This is a genomic window from Methylomonas sp. DH-1 (assembly GCF_046097555.1).
Classification (GTDB): Bacteria; Pseudomonadota; Gammaproteobacteria; order Methylococcales; family Methylomonadaceae; genus Methylomonas; species Methylomonas koyamae.
Window position 1 is genome coordinate 1,183,307 of record NZ_CP143089.1, and the last position, 15,498, is coordinate 1,198,804.

Annotated in this window: 17 protein-coding genes; 6 read left to right on the plus strand and 11 right to left on the minus strand. The window is 57.3% G+C overall.

What is annotated here, in order from left to right:
• Positions 1-29 precede the first annotated feature (29 nt).
• Positions 30-704, plus strand: coding sequence for a hypothetical protein (locus VXJ35_RS05790; protein ID WP_157198096.1), 675 nt, complete (start codon positions 30-32; stop codon positions 702-704).
• A 293-nt stretch (positions 705-997) separates the two neighbouring features.
• Positions 998-1,309 (plus strand): hypothetical protein, encoded by a 312-nt coding sequence (locus tag VXJ35_RS05795; RefSeq protein WP_064020841.1) that lies wholly within the window; start codon positions 998-1,000, stop codon positions 1,307-1,309.
• Positions 1,310-1,349: 40 nt separating this feature from the next.
• On the opposite strand, the gene VXJ35_RS05800 is transcribed toward VXJ35_RS05795, so the two are convergent.
• The 5 genes from VXJ35_RS05800 to pta form a co-directional block, all read right to left on the minus strand.
• Positions 1,350-1,472 (minus strand): hypothetical protein, encoded by a 123-nt coding sequence (locus tag VXJ35_RS05800; RefSeq protein WP_269454921.1) that lies wholly within the window; start codon positions 1,470-1,472, stop codon positions 1,350-1,352.
• A gap of 142 nt (positions 1,473-1,614) precedes the next feature.
• Positions 1,615-3,645, minus strand: a complete 2,031-nt coding sequence (locus tag VXJ35_RS05805; protein WP_064020842.1) for a TonB-dependent receptor — start codon at positions 3,643-3,645, stop codon at positions 1,615-1,617.
• A gap of 92 nt (positions 3,646-3,737) precedes the next feature.
• On the minus strand, positions 3,738-4,931 hold the full coding sequence (locus VXJ35_RS05810; RefSeq protein WP_064020843.1) for an acetate/propionate family kinase: 1,194 nt from the start codon (positions 4,929-4,931) through the stop codon (positions 3,738-3,740).
• On the minus strand, positions 4,928-5,464 hold the full coding sequence (locus VXJ35_RS05815) for a DUF2380 domain-containing protein (protein WP_408953928.1): 537 nt from the start codon (positions 5,462-5,464) through the stop codon (positions 4,928-4,930). The genes VXJ35_RS05810 and VXJ35_RS05815 overlap by 4 nt, the downstream gene beginning before the upstream one ends.
• On the minus strand, positions 5,455-7,590 hold the full coding sequence (gene pta, locus VXJ35_RS05820) for a phosphate acetyltransferase (protein ID WP_064020844.1): 2,136 nt from the start codon (positions 7,588-7,590) through the stop codon (positions 5,455-5,457). The genes VXJ35_RS05815 and pta overlap by 10 nt, the downstream gene beginning before the upstream one ends.
• Positions 7,591-7,803: 213 nt before the next feature.
• On the opposite strand from pta, the gene VXJ35_RS05825 reads away from it, so the two are divergent.
• The gene (locus VXJ35_RS05825; RefSeq protein ID WP_064020845.1) at positions 7,804-8,448 is read left to right on the plus strand and encodes an FHA domain-containing protein; all 645 of its coding nucleotides are present in this window, start codon (positions 7,804-7,806) and stop codon (positions 8,446-8,448) included.
• A gap of 4 nt (positions 8,449-8,452) precedes the next feature.
• On the plus strand, positions 8,453-8,827 hold the full coding sequence (locus tag VXJ35_RS05830) for a PilZ domain-containing protein (RefSeq protein ID WP_064020846.1): 375 nt from the start codon (positions 8,453-8,455) through the stop codon (positions 8,825-8,827).
• Between the two features lie 22 nt (positions 8,828-8,849).
• Here VXJ35_RS05830 and VXJ35_RS05835 read toward each other — a convergent pair whose 3' ends face one another.
• The 5 genes from VXJ35_RS05835 to VXJ35_RS05855 are packed head-to-tail and all read right to left on the minus strand — an operon-like array spanning position 8,850 to position 13,008.
• Positions 8,850-9,332, minus strand: a complete 483-nt coding sequence (locus VXJ35_RS05835) for a protein disulfide oxidoreductase (RefSeq protein WP_064020847.1) — start codon at positions 9,330-9,332, stop codon at positions 8,850-8,852.
• A complete protein-coding gene (locus VXJ35_RS05840; protein WP_064020848.1) occupies positions 9,332-10,051 on the minus strand; it encodes a M48 family metallopeptidase in 720 nt (239 codons plus the stop codon). Before VXJ35_RS05840 ends, VXJ35_RS05835 begins: the two co-directional genes overlap by 1 nt.
• Positions 10,048-10,719, minus strand: a complete 672-nt coding sequence (locus tag VXJ35_RS05845; RefSeq protein ID WP_231879359.1) for a transglutaminase-like cysteine peptidase — start codon at positions 10,717-10,719, stop codon at positions 10,048-10,050. Before VXJ35_RS05845 ends, VXJ35_RS05840 begins: the two co-directional genes overlap by 4 nt.
• On the minus strand, positions 10,706-12,610 hold the full coding sequence (locus VXJ35_RS05850; protein WP_064020849.1) for a LapD/MoxY N-terminal periplasmic domain-containing protein: 1,905 nt from the start codon (positions 12,608-12,610) through the stop codon (positions 10,706-10,708). The genes VXJ35_RS05845 and VXJ35_RS05850 overlap by 14 nt, the downstream gene beginning before the upstream one ends.
• Before the next feature lie 5 nt (positions 12,611-12,615).
• Complete coding sequence (locus VXJ35_RS05855; RefSeq protein WP_064020850.1) at positions 12,616-13,008, minus strand: group II truncated hemoglobin; 393 nt, start codon at positions 13,006-13,008, stop codon at positions 12,616-12,618.
• A 126-nt stretch (positions 13,009-13,134) separates the two neighbouring features.
• Here VXJ35_RS05855 and VXJ35_RS05860 point away from each other — a divergent pair, with 126 nt between their 5' ends.
• On the plus strand, positions 13,135-13,803 hold the full coding sequence (locus VXJ35_RS05860) for a Bax inhibitor-1/YccA family protein (RefSeq protein ID WP_064020851.1): 669 nt from the start codon (positions 13,135-13,137) through the stop codon (positions 13,801-13,803).
• A 104-nt stretch (positions 13,804-13,907) separates the two neighbouring features.
• The gene (locus VXJ35_RS05865) at positions 13,908-14,507 is read left to right on the plus strand and encodes a TIGR02281 family clan AA aspartic protease (RefSeq protein WP_064020852.1); all 600 of its coding nucleotides are present in this window, start codon (positions 13,908-13,910) and stop codon (positions 14,505-14,507) included.
• A 533-nt stretch (positions 14,508-15,040) separates the two neighbouring features.
• Here VXJ35_RS05865 and VXJ35_RS05870 read toward each other — a convergent pair.
• Positions 15,041-15,439, minus strand: a complete 399-nt coding sequence (locus tag VXJ35_RS05870) for a hypothetical protein (RefSeq protein ID WP_064020853.1) — start codon at positions 15,437-15,439, stop codon at positions 15,041-15,043.
• Between the last annotated feature and the right edge of the window lie 59 nt (positions 15,440-15,498).

Below are 15,498 nucleotides of genomic sequence, written 5' to 3' on the forward strand. Positions count from 1 at the left end.
AGTTCGGAACACGCGGCACCGAAAACGGGGTGTTTGGCGGTTTAGTAAATTCTGCGTTTGAAGCTAATAGTCAGGCAGCAAATTTTCTATTAGATGCCGAAATATTGCTTTTACGAGCATTAAGCCCTGAGAATTGGCAAGTTCCAGAGCCGCTGAGTTATATCCGCAACAGTAGCGAAGCCTTCTTAGCCGGCCGCTTGGACGCCGAGTTCTTCAATCCCGGCATCGACCAATTGCTCAAGCGGCTGAGTTGCGACAGTTTAAAAATCCGCGATGTAGCGCTCGCCAGAAAAGAACGCTTTACCCCCAACGAAACCTATGAGTTTCATTACATCGAAATTGGCACACTCAATAACGATGGTACAGCTCAAGCGCAATGTTTACCGCAACGCGAAGCGCCAAGCCGGGCAACGCAGTATGTCCGTTCGCATGATGTCATTACCTCCATGGTACGGCCTAACCGGCGTTTGTCGGCATCGATTAGCGAGCAGCAAGACGGCTTCGTTTGTTCTTCCGGTTTTGTCGTATTGCAGCCCAAGCATATCAGCGGAGACGTATTGCTGACCTACCTTCGGTTGCCCCTGATTTGCAGATTGATGGATTTGTACACCAGCGCCGGCATGTATCCGGCGATTTCCGAATCCGATTTGCTGAATCTGCCGATTCCAAAATTTTCAATAGCCACTGAAAAGGCAGTTGAGTAGTCTTTACAATCCGCACGTCAAGCCAAACAACGCGCCACCCAACTTCTCGAAGCCGCTAAACGCGCGGTCGAAATCGCCATCGAGCAATCGGAAGCCGAGGCCCTGGCCTATTTACGATGCCGTTAAATTAAGCCGCTTCCCCCTTCGAAAAAGGGGGATTGAGGGGAATTTATTCGAAAAAATCTCCCCCTGACCCCTCTTTTTCAAAGAGGGGAGTAGCAGCTAAATGCTTAACTTAACGGTAGTCGGTATTTTTGCTCCACATTACAAGTAACTTGACAGGAGAAAACAGGATGAGCGACGACGAACTGGACGGCCCTAACCGGGTTTACGACGACCCGGAATTGCTGGAGGACTTTTTGCAACACATCCTCTGGCCGTTTCTGGATTTCGGCCCGAATACGCTAGCGTTTTTCACCAATCGCTCCGAACTGAGCGATTTTCTGCCGGGCATCGCCGAAGAGGACTATCAAATCTTGGTCGATGCGATTAACCAACGCTACGGCATCGCGATGCAAACCCGAGACTGCGGCCGCATTTACCAAATCCTGGAGCGCATCCGCGACGACGAGCGGGTAAACCGGGTTTGGGTTGGCGCTAGTTAGTTGCCAAGCTCCTCGTTCCCACGCAGCGCGTGGGAACGAGTTAATAGCTTAAGCGAAATCCCGCTTCCGCCCCGCGCCCCGCTTCCGGCGCGAAATTGCGCAGATAGGACGTGGCGTTGCGGATGTTTTGGTCTATTCGGTTGTTGCCTTTGGCGAACACCATCAGCTTGGCATTTTCAAGGCCTTGACTTGCTAGTTTCCTCGTTCCCACGCGCCGCGTGGGAACGTAGAGCTTGGCCGCGTTGCGGCCCGATACTTACCGCAGCGCGGTAGCTAGGCATTTCCACGCGGCGCGTGGGAACGAGTTAATAGCTTAAGCGAAATCCTACTTCCGCCCCACGCCCCGCTTCCGGCGCGAAATTGCGCAGATAGGACGTGGCGTTGCGGATGTTCTGGTCCAGCAGGTTGTTGCCTTTGGCGAACACCATCAGTTTGGCGTCTTGCAAGGCCTTGACTTGGTAGTTGACGCCGACGTTGAGCAGGTAATAACCGGCGGTCGAGGTTTCGAATTCGCCGACGTGGGTTTGGTCGTCGGCGCGGGTCAGGCGCAGGTAGCTGGACAGTTTGTCTTTGTTGTAATCCAGTTGCAGGCCGTAGCGTAGCGGCGGCATGCGTGGCACGTCGCCGCCGTTGACGAATTCGCCGCGGGTGTAGTCGCTGAACAGGGTCAATTCCAGCAGACCCAGATGGTTTTCCAGCATCGGGAAGATCAGCTTGGCTTCGTAGCCTTTGAAAATCGCATCCTGCTGACTGCTTTGCAACACCGGTTTGCAATCGACCGCGCAAGGGTTGCCATCTTCGTCGACGAATTCGCCGGTGCGACGCTGGTAAATGTAATCGCCGGCCCAGTTGTGGAATAGGTCGAACTCGGCGCGCAGCCGGTCGCCTTTAAAGCGGTAGCCCAAGTCCAGGTTGTAGGAGGTCTCTTCCTTTAGACTCAGGCTGCCCACTTCGAAACTGCGGGTGGCATCGTGGTAACCATTGGCCAGCAGTTCTTGGACCGTCGGGGCGCGCGACGAGCGGGTCACGGCCAGATTCAGGCTGTTGCGGGTATCGAGTTTCCACAAGGCTGAGGCCGACGCGCTGACCGGCGTGTAGCTCAACGCATCAAAACCGTCCGGATGGATGTCGGTTTGTTCGACGCGGGTGCCGAATTGATAGGTGACCGGGCCGAGGTCGAAGGCTTCCACGCCGAATACGCCGTAGCTGTAGCTATCGGAGCGCGGTACGATGCTATTCCCGGTCAATTTTTCGATGGCGTTGAAATCGCTGACTTGGGCTTGAAAGCCGACCGCGCCGCGTAACGGGCCGATGTCGTGATGATTCAGTTCTATCCGGCCTTCGTAGCTTTTGTTGGTGAAGAAGGCGCCGGGCTCGCCGTTGGCGATTTCGGTGTGTTGGTAATCGGTATAGCCCAAGCGGGTACGCAGGTTTTTGGCGAACGGCAACGGGTTGTCCAGTTCGCTTTTGAAATCGTATTTAGTTTGGCGCATGGCGATTTGCACGATTTCTTCGCCGGTACCGTCCGGGGCAATGCCGTAGTTATTATTCAGGTTGTTGATCGAAACCCCGGCGAAGCCGAAATCGTCGACCCAGGACAGGCCGGCCGAGCCGCTGATCGCTTCCGCCCCGGTGTTGTTCAGATAGCCTCTGGGGTTGTCGACAATTTCCAGACTGGGGTCAGTGATGGCAACCTTGGCGGTATCGATACCTTGGCCGCCAATGTCCATGTTGTCGCGGTGCCGGTAAAAGCCGTCCAGGTGGTAGGCGATATGGTCCTTACTGCCTTCGACCTTCATCGTGGTGCTGGTCTCGTCGCTGGTCGAATCGAAGCGTTGTTCCAGCGCGGCGTTCAAGGCTTGGTCGAAGGCTTTGCCCGGAATCCGGTTGTCGATGACATTGACCACGCCGCCGATTGCGCCGCTGCCGTATAGCAAGGTGGCCGGGCCGCGCAATACTTCGATGCGTTCGGCCAATAGCGGTTCGACGCTGGTGGCGTGGTCCGGGCTGATTGCCGACACGTCGTTGGCGCCGATGCCGTTGCTCAATACCCGCACCCTGGGGCCGGCTTGGCCGCGTATGACTGGTGTGCCGACGCCGGGGCCGAAAGATTGGCTGCTGATGCCCAATTCGTTTTTTAAGGTATCGCCGATGCTGTGGCCGGTTTTCATCCGCAATTCGTCGTCGCTGAGCACGGTGACCGGAGAGCCCGCGTCGGATTTGCTGACCGGCAGCGGCGCGGTGACGACGATCTCATCCAACCTGGCATCGGTTTGGGTTTCCGCGTGCAGCAGGCTGGCGGGCAACAGCAACAGAAAGGGCGGCAATTTATTCATAATCAAAACGCGACGGCTAAGCTAAACGGAATGTCAATGTTATATTGTCGCAGCCATGTTTGCAACAATATAACAAAGCCGATAGCTTGGCTTCAATTCGAGCGTTTGACCAAACACTCCGCCGTTTGCAAGGCGATTTCCAGTTCTTCGTCGGTATTGACGACCAGCACCGCGACCGGCGACGCGGCCGGGCTGATGGCGGCGGGTTTGGCCGGCGCCGCGTTCGCGGCCGGGTCGACGGCGATGCCGAAAGCCGTCAAGCCCTCGCAGCAGGTTTGGCGCAGCCAGGCGTCGTTTTCGCCGATACCACCGGTGAATACCAGCGCATCGACCCGGCCCAGCACGGCGTAGTAGGCGCCGATGTATTTTTTGATGCGGTAGGCGTACATCGCCAGCGCCAACTTGGCCGAGTCGTCGCCGTTTTCGGCTTTGGCGTGGATGGCGCGCATGTCGTTTTCGCCGCAGACGCCGAGGCAGCCGCTGGCCTTGTTGTACAACTTGTCGATTGCATCCAGGTCCATGCCCAGCGTACGCGCCAGGTAAAAGGCGATGGCCGGGTCGATGTCGCCGCAACGGCTACCCATCATCAATCCTTCCAGCGGCGTCATGCCCATCGAAGTGTCGATGCTGATGCCGCCGGCAATCGCGGCGACGCTGGCGCCGTTGCCCAAATGCAGCGTGATCAGATTGGTTGCGGCCAGCGGTTTTCCCAGGTAGTCGGCGGCTCGCTTGGCGACGTAGGCGTGCGATGTGCCGTGGAATCCGTAGCGGCGCACGCCGTGTTCGCTGTACAACTGGCTTGGCAGCGGGTAACGGAAGGCGTAGTCGGGTAGAGTCTGGTGGAAAGCGGTGTCGAACACGGCGACGTGCGGCACCTCGGCCAATAGGTGCAGGGCTTGTTCGATCCCGGACAGGTTGGCCGGGTTGTGCAGCGGGGCCAGCGGAATCGCCGCTTCGATGTGAGCGATAACCCGGCGGTCGATCAAGGCCGGTTCGTGGAAGAATTCGCCGCCGTGGACGACGCGGTGGCCGACCGCCGCCAATTCGCTCAAGCCGCTTGGCAGGGTTGCGCGGAGCAGGCTAAATAGGGTTTGCAGCGCTTGCCCGTGGTCGCGGCAAGTTAGCGCTTGTTGTTGCGGAGCGGAAGTGCCGAGCCGATAGCGGTGGCTGGATTCGGCTTCGCCGATGCGTTCGATCAGGCCGGACAGCAATGCCGTCCGCGCGGCCATGTCGAACAGGCTGTATTTCAGCGACGAACTGCCGGCGTTGAGTACCAGAATTTTCATTTAGAGTCGATTACGCGTTTTTGCGGTGGCGGTAGCGAATAACGCCGCTCCAGGTCCCGGTCGATTTTGACCGTCAGGCTTTCCACGGCCTTGCCGGTCAGTCCGGCATTGGGGCCTTTGGATTCGGTGATGTAATTGCCGACCAGGCTGCCGTCGCTTACCCGAACCAGATGCGCCATCAGGTAGGCGAACAGAAAGCTGGGCTTGTGCAGCCGGCCGACCAACACATAGTCGGCGCCGTAGCGCTTCGCCAATGCCGCCGCCGCGTCGGCGTGGTCGAACAAATAGCCGACGCCGCTATTGGCCGCTTGCCTGGCATCGGCCGGAATCTCGACTATCCGGTAACCGGCACTTTCCAGCTCTTTAGTCAGCAATGGCTTGATCGATGCGGTGCGGGCGATTTCGGCCGGGATGCCGGGCGCCAGCGTCAGGTCCTTCAATTCGAAATCGAGTACGGCGATGCGGGTATCCGCGGCGGCCGGCGCGGCGGCCAATGCCAGCAACACGGCAAAAAAGGCGCGAACTATGCACACGGTTTGCCGCCTTCCTGCGCCTGAATCGCCGTGATCACCACCGTGTTGACGATATCGGTGACGGTGCAGCCGCGGCTCAGGTCGTTGACCGGTTTATTCAGGCCTTGCAGGATGGGGCCGACCGCAATCGCGCCGGACGAACGCTGCACGGCCTTGTAGGTGTTGTTGCCGGTGTTCAAGTCGGGGAAAATAAATACCGTGGCGCGGCCGGCGACCTGGCTGTTCGGCAATTTGGTTTTGGCGACGCTGGCATCGACCGCGGCGTCGTACTGCATCGGGCCTTCCAGCAGCAGCTCCGGCCGCAGCGACTTGGCGATTTTTACCGCTTCGCGGACTTTATCGACCGCTTCGCCCTTGCCGGATTCGCCGGTGGAATAGGACAGCATCGCGATGCGCGGTTCGATATTGAACATGCGCGCGGTCTCGGCGGCGTTGATGGCGATGTCGGCCAGTTGCGCGGCATTGGGGTTAGGAATCACCGCGCAGTCGCCGTAGACCAGCACCCGGTCTTCCAGGCACATGAAAAATACGCTGGAAACGATAGATGCGCCCGGCTTGGTTTTGATGATCTCAAAGGCGGGCCGGATGGTATGTTGCGTCGAATGCACGGCGCCGGAGACCATGCCGTCGGCGTAACCCAGATGGATCATCAGCGTGCCGAAATAGCTGGGGTCGGCCATCAGGTCGTAGGCGGTGTCGTAAACGATGCATTTGTGTTTACGCGCTTGGTAGTAGGTTTCGGCGAACAGCGGCCGCAGTTCGGAATTGGCCGGGTCGACGATGTTGACGGCATCGAGCTTCAACGCCATGTTTTGTATTTTTTGCCGAATCTCGGCTTCGTTGCCCAGCAGCGTGATTTTCACCACGTCGCGCAATAGCAGGATTTCGGCGGCCAGCAATATGCGTTCTTCGTTGCCTTCCGGCAGCACGATATGCTGTTTCTGGGCCTTGGCCCGCTGCAACATGTCGTATTCGAACATCAGCGGCGTGGTTTTGTGGCCGACTTTGCTGCACAGGCGCAGCCGTAGTTCGACCATATTGATGTTGCGTTCGATCAGGCCCAAGGCCGCGGCGATCTTGCGGTCGTCTTGCGAGTGCAGGCTGGCCGGCACCTGGCTGACCTGCATCGCCGTGGTAAAAGTATCGGAATCGACCGCCAGCACTGCGAACGGAGTGCCGCCCAAGCCGTCGATCAATTTTTGTACCTGCGGCGGCGGCTGTTGGTGGCCGGTCAGAATCAGGCCGGCGATCTGCGGATAGTTGGCCGAACTGTAGGCCATGATGCTGGCCAACAGGATGTCGGAACGGTCGCCCGGCGTAATGATCAGATCGCCGGTTTCGACGTAATCCAGAAAATCCGGAATCAGCATCGCCGCGACCTTGTAATGGTAGACCTCGCGGCTCATCGCTGCGGCTTCGCCGCACAACACCTTGGCGCGGAGGGCTTTGGCGATGTTGCCGACGCTGGGTTTTTCCAGCGACGATTCGGCCGGGATTAGGTAAACCGGAAAGCCTTTGGCATGATTCAGGTCGTGGCGCAGGCCGGCCAATTGGTTGCCGGCAACGCCGATCACGACGCTGGCCAGCAGTTCGCAGCCGTTCTCGTGCACGGAGTGTTTCAGGCTGGCGATACTGCTCAGCAGTTGTTCGTTGCTGCGGTTTTCGCCCTGGATCACCGGCATGATCAAGCAGTCCAGGTTATTGGCGACGTCGGCGTTGAAGTCGAATTCGAATACCGCGTTGCCGTGGCTGTAGTCGGAGCCGACGCACAGCACGTGCAGGCATTGCCGTTTCAACGCCCGGAATTTGCTGAGGATGGTTTTGACCAGTTCGTCGTATTGTTCGGCGGCCAGCAACTCGCGGGCCTCGGCGCTGGTACAGCCGTACATCGCGGCTTGCGGCACGGCGACCGGGTAGCGGTGGCTGATGAACTGGATCAGATCGTCCTTATCCGGCGTGCTGTGGATGATCGGCCGGAAAAAGCCGATGTTGTCGGCCAGGCCGGACAGCATCTCCATCATCGCCAGCATTACCAATGATTTGCCGTTGCCTTCGTCGAGGCTGGCGATGTAAATGTCTTGGGCAAAACAGGCGGCGTCGGTTGCGGCGGGGCTGGTCGAGTTCATGGTCGTTGCGGATGGCTGTTTGCTAAATTCTAAACCAGGACGGCGATAGCGCGAGCAACTTTACCCGGCGATTTTGCGGCCGGATTAATATCTGGGCGGCGGCACCCGGTTTCGCCGTCGTGCCAAGCTTGCAATTTAATATCGATTATCTGCAAGCTTGGCTTTAGTGGCTATACTACTAGCCGGGCGCAGGGAATTACCAACACAACAGCGATGGCGAAATTTACCGTTTACTTCAAAGATAAAGCAATCCATACAGGTGTTTTTGATTCCGGGATCGTGCGTATCGGCCGCGACGACACCAACGATTTGGTGGTGGACAGCTTGGCCGTGGCGCCGGCGCATGCCGTGGTCGTGATCAAAGACGGCAGTTGCGTGATGAAGCAAATGAACGAAAAATTTCCGCTGCTGGTAAACAACCAGCCGACCAAGGAATGGCATTTGCAAAACAACGACATCATCAACATTGGCAAACACTACATCGTTTACAACACCACCGACGAGTTTTCCGAAAAGGTGTTGGTCAATACGTTGAGTAATTCGGTCGACGCCGACGTTCAGGCCTTGAACGAAAAACTCGAAGAAACGCTAAAATCCCGCGATGCCAGTTTGCAAGTGCTAAACGGCGTCCACATCGGCCGCATCCTGCCGTTGAAAAAAGCCATGACCCGGCTCGGCCACGAAGGCGCCGGCATCATCGTCATCGCCCGGCGCAAGGACGGCTACTATTTGTCGGCCTTGCAGGGCCACGACGGGCTTTCGGTGAACAACGAACCCCTGGGCGACCGCACCGTGCAATTGCAGAACAACGACGTGGTCGTCGTCGACCGCACTTCCATGCAATTTTTCCTGGATTGAGCGCATGAGCGAAAAAAACGAAGAAAAACGCCGGTTTCACCGGATTTTCTACCATGCCGATGCGCAATTGGTGTCGGCCGAAGGCGTGGCGCAGAGCTGCCGGATCATCGACCTGTCGTTGCGCGGCTGTTTGCTGGAATTGGCGGAACCGCTGGCCGGAATCGGCGACCAACCTTACCAACTGAAGTTCGAGTTGTCGGCCGAAGCGGCGATCCGGATGGAAATCGTCGCTACCCATGTCCAGGGCAATCAAGCCGGATTCCGTTGCGCGCATATCGATATCGACAGCATTTCCTTGCTGCGGCGCCTGGTGGAATTGAATCTGGGCGATAGCGAGCTGCTGGAACGCGAACTGTCGGCGCTGGGCAATTTCTCCTGAGCTTCTCTGCTTTTAATACAAGCTAAATCCAACTCGCCAGCCACAACCGGGCTCTGATGCCCCATTCCGAGGTGTAACCGGCCGTGGCGAAGACGATGTCGCCGCTGCGGTCGGTAAAAAACAAGGCCGGCACGGCTTTGACGCCGTAACGCTGGCCGATGTCGCCGCCGTTATCGTTGACGACCGGCCAAGACAGATTTTTTTCCCGCAGATAGCTTTCCAGTTTGGCGTCGTCGCCGGACCGTATCGCGACGGTCGCCAGCGGATGGTCTTTGCCGACCTGCGTCACCGAGTTCTGCATGCTGCGGCAAACCCCGCACCATTCCGCCCAGAAATAAATCAAGCCCGGACGCATACCCAGGTTTTTTAGCGCCGCCTCGCCGTTCAACGTAGTTTGCGTTATTGGCGGCGGCGTGCCGGTCACCAAATCCCGATGCGCCAGAAATTGGCCGGCGAAAATGAACAGAGCGGCAAACAGATAAAACGCCCAATCCTTTTTGCGCATCACAAACCTTGCATCAAACTGGCGCCGTGCTGCTTCAACCACAAGCGGCGCTGGCGGAAGTCCGGCACGTGTTCCGCGACCAAGTCCCAAAACGCGGCGGAATGGTTCTTGTGGCGGATATGGCATAACTCGTGTACCACTACGTACTCCAAAGCCGCCGGCGGCGCCAGCAGCAACAGCCAATTCAGATTGATATCGTTGTCCGGACCGCAACTGCCCCAGCGGCTTTTCTGGGTTTTGATGCGGATGCTGCGCGGGTAGAGGCCGTGGCGCGGCGCATGGCGGTCGATGAATAGTTGCGCATGCTGGCGGGCCTGGCTTTTCATCCAGCGGATCAAGGTTTGGCGGACCAGTTCGGAGTGCTGGCCGGCGTCGATGCCGGCCGGCAATTTGGCGCAAAACCAGGCGTCGTCGTGCAAATCCAGGCGCGGGGTTTTGTTGCGGGTGGTTTCGATGCGCAGCGGCAACTGGCGGCCGAGATAGGGGATAGCGACGCCGTCATGGTAACTGGCCGGGGCCAGCGCCGGCACCTCGCGGGTTTTCGCGGCGACCCGGCGCAAGGCCGATTCGATCCAATCCCGTTGCGCCAGCACGAAGCTGTGAATGTTGCGTTCCGAAACTTTCGGCGGGGCGACGACTTCGATTTGGCCGGCTTTGACGACGATGCGGGTATGTTTGGCGCGGCTGCTGCGGCGTAGGGTATAACTTGGGGCGTTCAAAAAGGCGATTCCAACATTCTCGATTTTAGCTCGGTCCACAGGCTTAACCGGTCCGAACCGCCGACATGTTGCCCGGAACCCCGGCTTTTGGCAAGCCACAAACCGGTACCGTTGAAGCTGTAGACCGGTTGCAGGTCGCTGCGTTGGGTAGCCGGCAGTATCGCCGGCTTCAGGTTGTCCAGTACCAACGGCGGCGCGCGCATCGATTCGAAGTAGGTCAATACCATGTGGGCCTGGTTCAGTTCCAAGGCCTTGACGTAGGTGATGCGCAGCTTGCTTTCGTCGACGCCCATTTCCACCAGCGTGAAATATTTGGCGATTGAGTAGTCCTCGCAATCGCCGGCGCCCTTGGCCAGAAATTCGGTCGGCGTCGCCCAATAATCGACTTTGTTCCACAGCACGATATCGTCGACGAAGTCGACGTTACGGTTGAAGAAATCGTTGACCCGGCGCAGTTTCTCAGCGTCCGGCCAGTCTTTGCCGGTTTCGATCAGATTCTGCCAATCGGCGAAGCGCTGCCGGGCCGCCGCGCCGTATTTGGTGCCGACCTTGTCCAGCAATTCCCGGTCGAATAACAGGCTGCCGGCCAGGGCTATGCCGCAGCACAGGCTAGCGGCAAAAACGGCGAGTGCGGCGAGGTGGGAGCGGCCGGTATTAACGGCTGGCACCGGCGATACCTATGCCGCGCAAGGCGGCAAAGTCGGAATCGGCTTGCACGTTTTCCGCCAGTATCGAAATGTCCAGCAAGGCCGCCATTTCGGCGATGGTCTGCACGAAGGCGAGGGTTTGCGCCGATTCGGCGATGCCGTTGCCGATGTCGCGCGCCAGGCGGATGTAGTCCGGTTTCAGTTGTTTGACCAGCTCGGCCGACATCGATTGGGTTTCGAAGCGTTTGATCATGACTCTGGCGCCGCACTGGTGCACCACCTCGATGAAGGCTTGGTAGGCCTCGATGTCCTTGACCACGGCGTAGGCCGACAAACTGAACACCAGGTATTTCGCCGCGGCGGAGTTGCGTTGAATCAGTTTTTCCAGCCAGACCCGGAAGTCGCTGTTTTTGATGGTGCGGGTCGAGACGTTGACGGCAATCGCATGCTCGACGTGGCTATGCAGAATATGGTCGATCACCATGCCGATTACGCCTTTGTCCAGATCGACGATTTTGGCGAATTTTTCGGCAATCGAAATAAACGGGCCGATCGCCACCAGATCGCCTTGTTTGTCGTGGACTTGAATGAAGGCTTCCTCCATCATCAGTTCCCCGTTTTTCATGCCGTGGATCGGGCCGATGTACCACAGCGAATACGCGTTATTGTCCACGCAATCGAACACCAGTTCCTTCCAGGTGGCGATGTCGCGGGCGAAATTGTCGCTGCTGCGGATGAAATAACTGTTGGCGCCGATCAAATGGGCTTGTTCGTAGGCCTCGTGCGCGGCTTCCAGCATGCTGTCGCTGGTGGTCAGCGGGTTGAACGGCACCACGCCGATGTGGGCCAAGTCGGCCTTTTGGTATTGCTCGCCCAGTTCGCTGAAGCGGTTGCTCAGGGTTTTGGCCAACAACTCGATCTGGTTTCGGTCCCCGGTTTTCACCAGCAGCGCGAATTCGGCGCCGTAGAAGCGGTAGGCCTTGCCGGTATCGTTGCCGGCTGCGGCGGCGACTTGCTCCAGCGTCGTGGCGAAGGCTTTGATGAAGCCGTCGATGGCATCGCTGTCCAACTCTTTGACCAGCTCCAGCAAGCCGTCGATTTTGATCAACAGGATAAACGCCTCGGTTTCTTCCAAGGCCAATTGCTTGATGTCGGTCTCGAACACAGATTTTTTGTAGAGTCCGGTCAGATCGTCGCGCAACAGACTGGCGCCCATGCTGTCCAGCTTGCCGTGCAGGCCGGCGATGGTGGTTTTGATCTTCTGCGACATGGTGTTCATCGACAGCGCCACGTTACGCACTTCGCGGGTCCAGGGCAGTTCGGCGATGCTGTCGAATTGGCCGTCGCTGATCTGCCGGGCCAGTTGGTCGATCCGCGACAGCGAGGCCAACGTAAAGCGCAAGGTCAACGCCAGCAGGCCTATCGAAATCAGGAATGCTGCCAGCGAATAATAAAAGCCGGATTTGGCCTGTTCGTAGAGCTTTAGATAGCCGTAGCCGGAATTGACGGTAACGTAGATCACGCCGCTCAGATTCCAGCCGGAGCTGATTTCGCTTTCGGCGGTGGCCGAGGTCATCGGCAGCAGATCCATAAACCAGTCCGGCACGCCTGCCACCGCCTTGTCGCTGACCAGCGCCACCAATTCCTTGTTATCGGCGTCGACCAACCGAATTTCCTTGTAATAGCCCATGTCGAAAATCGCCTTCATCATGGTTTCTATGACCGGGTCCTTGTCGTTGGTCATGTACGGGCTCAGCGACAGGCCCAGCGAGGTCGCGGTATCCTGGGCGTGGTTCTTGGCTTCGCCTTCCAAATAATCCTTGATGTTGTTGACGCTGAGGGCGAAGTTGACGCTGAAAATCATCAGAAACAGCGCCGAGATCAGAATTAGCAATTGTTTGGATAACGACATGTCGTTTAGCTTTCCGTGGTTTCTTGGTTGATCATATGCGTAGCCAATTGCTGCAAGGCGTTGCGGATGTTCTCGCGTAGCCGCGCATCCATCGTGACTTCGTCCAGTGCCTTGTTCATGCACAACATCCACTGGTCGCGTTCCGCTTCGCCGATGGCGAACGGGAAATGGCGGGCGCGCAGCATCGGATGGCCGAATTCTTCGATAAACAGATTGGGGCCGCCCAGCCAGCCCGACAGAAATTTGAACAGTTTGTCTTTCGCCGACGCCAGATTGGGCGCGTGCATGGCGCGGATGCCCTTGGCCTGCGGCAGGATATCCATATAAAAGTAGAATTTGTCCACCAGCCGTCTGATGCCGGTTTCGCCGCCGATCAAGTCGTAGGGCGTCGTGCTCATGCTTGAATTAACCTCGTCGCTGTATTTTGTTTAGGTATACTAGCAGACGGCACCGACAATGGCGGGAAACTCCCGCGCATTTGCGCGGTCACAGCTTCGTTCGTAACTTTCAAAGGACATTTGACCATGAGATTATCAACTGCAACCACCCGATCGGAAGCCGGGGTACTGGCGACCAATAAGGTTTTGAGAAACACTTACTTGTTGTTGGCGATGACGCTGTTGTTCAGCGCGGCGACTGCCGGCTTGTCCATGGCATTGAATCTGCCGCATCCAGGCATGATCGTCAGCATGGTGGGTTATTTCGGTTTGCTGTTTTTAACCACCCGTTTCAGCAACAGCGCCTGGGGCCTGTTGTGGGTATTTGCCTTGACCGGTTTCATGGGCATGACCCTGGGCCCGATCTTGAACATGTATCTGCATGCCTTCAGCAACGGCCACCAATTGATCATGACCGCGCTGGGCGGTACCGGCGTGATTTTCCTCGGTTTGTCCGGCTATGCCTTGACCACCCGTAAGGATTTCAGCTTCATGGCCGGCTTCCTGATGGTCGGCGTGCTGGTCGCGTTCTTCGCCGGTTTGGCTGCGGTCCTGTTCTCGGTGCCGGCCTTGTCGTTGGCGGTATCGGCCATGTTCATCCTGTTGATGTCCGGCATGATCCTGTTCCAAACCAGTGAGATCATTCACGGCGGCGAAACCAACTACATTTTGGCGACGGTATCGTTGTACGTATCGATTTACAACTTGTTCGTCAGCTTGCTGCAAATCCTGGGTGTGTTCGGCGGCGACGATTGATCCGGCCGCTAGCGTTAACGCCGGAGCGGCATAATCCGGCATAACCGACACAAGCCCCCGCCGAACGGCGGGGGCTTTTTTGTTTGTAAGGAGAGGGTAGGGCGATGGGAATCGAAGATCGGGATTATTACCGGGAGAAGCTGCGCAACCAGGCCCGGCAACAATCTGCGCCGCCGGCCAGAGCCGGTTCGGCAGGGACATTGCGTTATCTGCTGATGCCTTTGGCGGCTTTGGCCGGGCTGTGGTACGGCGCGGACGCTTTGCTGGCAAAGCAAGCCGCCGCCAAACATCCGCTACCTGAAGTCTTATTGTCTGCGGCGGACGGCAGCGGCAGACCGGCCGGTACCGTCAGAATCAAGGCCGACAGCCAAGGCCATTTTCGCGGTACTTTATCGATCAATAATGTGCCGATGCCGTTCATGATCGATACCGGCGCCACCAAAACCTCGATTCCGGAAAAATACGCAGTCGCGGCCGGCTTACCTCGCGGCGGCGCAGTGCAAGCCGAGACCGCAGGCGGCCTCGTCACCGACTACCAAACCCGTATCGCCAGCCTGAAGCTCGGCAACCTGGAACTGCGCAATCTGGACGCCCATATCAACCGCCATTTGGATGAAGTGCTGGTCGGCATGAATACCTTGAAATATTTTCGGATCGAGCAGAACGGGGATTCTTTGGTGTTGATGGCGGCAACGGCGTCGTAAGGCGCGGTTGAGCTATTGGCGTAGGATGGGCAAATTTGCCCACCGTTGGAGTTTGATAATCTGTCGCTGTCGCGACGAGTTTTTAAGTCGGGTCTCGGCCCGACGGCCGAGATAATTTTTCTTGGCTTGTACTCGGCAATTGCTCCGGCATCCATGCAGGCGAAAGAAAAGTATCCAAAACAAACGACACCACATGTCGCTTGATGTCTGCGCGCCGACGATTTTGGCGAGGGTTTTCGGAAGGGCTGTCCTAGCCCTCTGAAAACGAGCGGCATGCCTGAAACAGCGGGGTAGGCTCTCCATGCCGTTCCCCTGTCGGGCAATTCTCGCCAAAAACCCTTGGTGCTCGGCGAGGCATCAGAGGAAGAAAACTATCCCGATTTCACGGTAGGCCGGAATAAGCGTAGCGTTTCCGGCATTTATCTATTCTTTGTCATAGAGGTGTGGGCAATTTGTCCACCGATAGAGCTTGCTGCATTGCAAGAGCTGCCCCCTCTTTTTGTTAGCGCTTTGATAGGGTAGTTGTATTCCCGTCACGAACGGCCATACCAATTACCTAGGAAGAAGAAGACCATGGCGCCGATACCGACGAGGAATGAGGCCCAAGTTATTAGAATTCCTCCTCCAAATGCGATTTTCTCTACACTTGAAAGGCTGCTCTGACTGAACTCTCGATCATTTCGCGGAAAATTCATGACCATAACGGTGTAAGAGGCCATCGAAGCCACTAAACTTAAGAACAATGCTGCAACCGCTAACCCAACACACCAAGAATGGAGCGGCTCCTTGAATAACTTTTCAAGCAGCGTTGCGATTAATAGGATCGAGCCTGTTGCCAGAGTGGAGACATGCTTCAAATAATCAAACATCGACTTGAAGTGGTCAGCCTGGCTCACATGCCAGTTTGGATTCTTGGGTATTTGCTCAGCCATGACGATAACTACTGTTGGTTAGTGTTGCACGTAACCGGCGCCGGAGCGCGCAGGGGGGA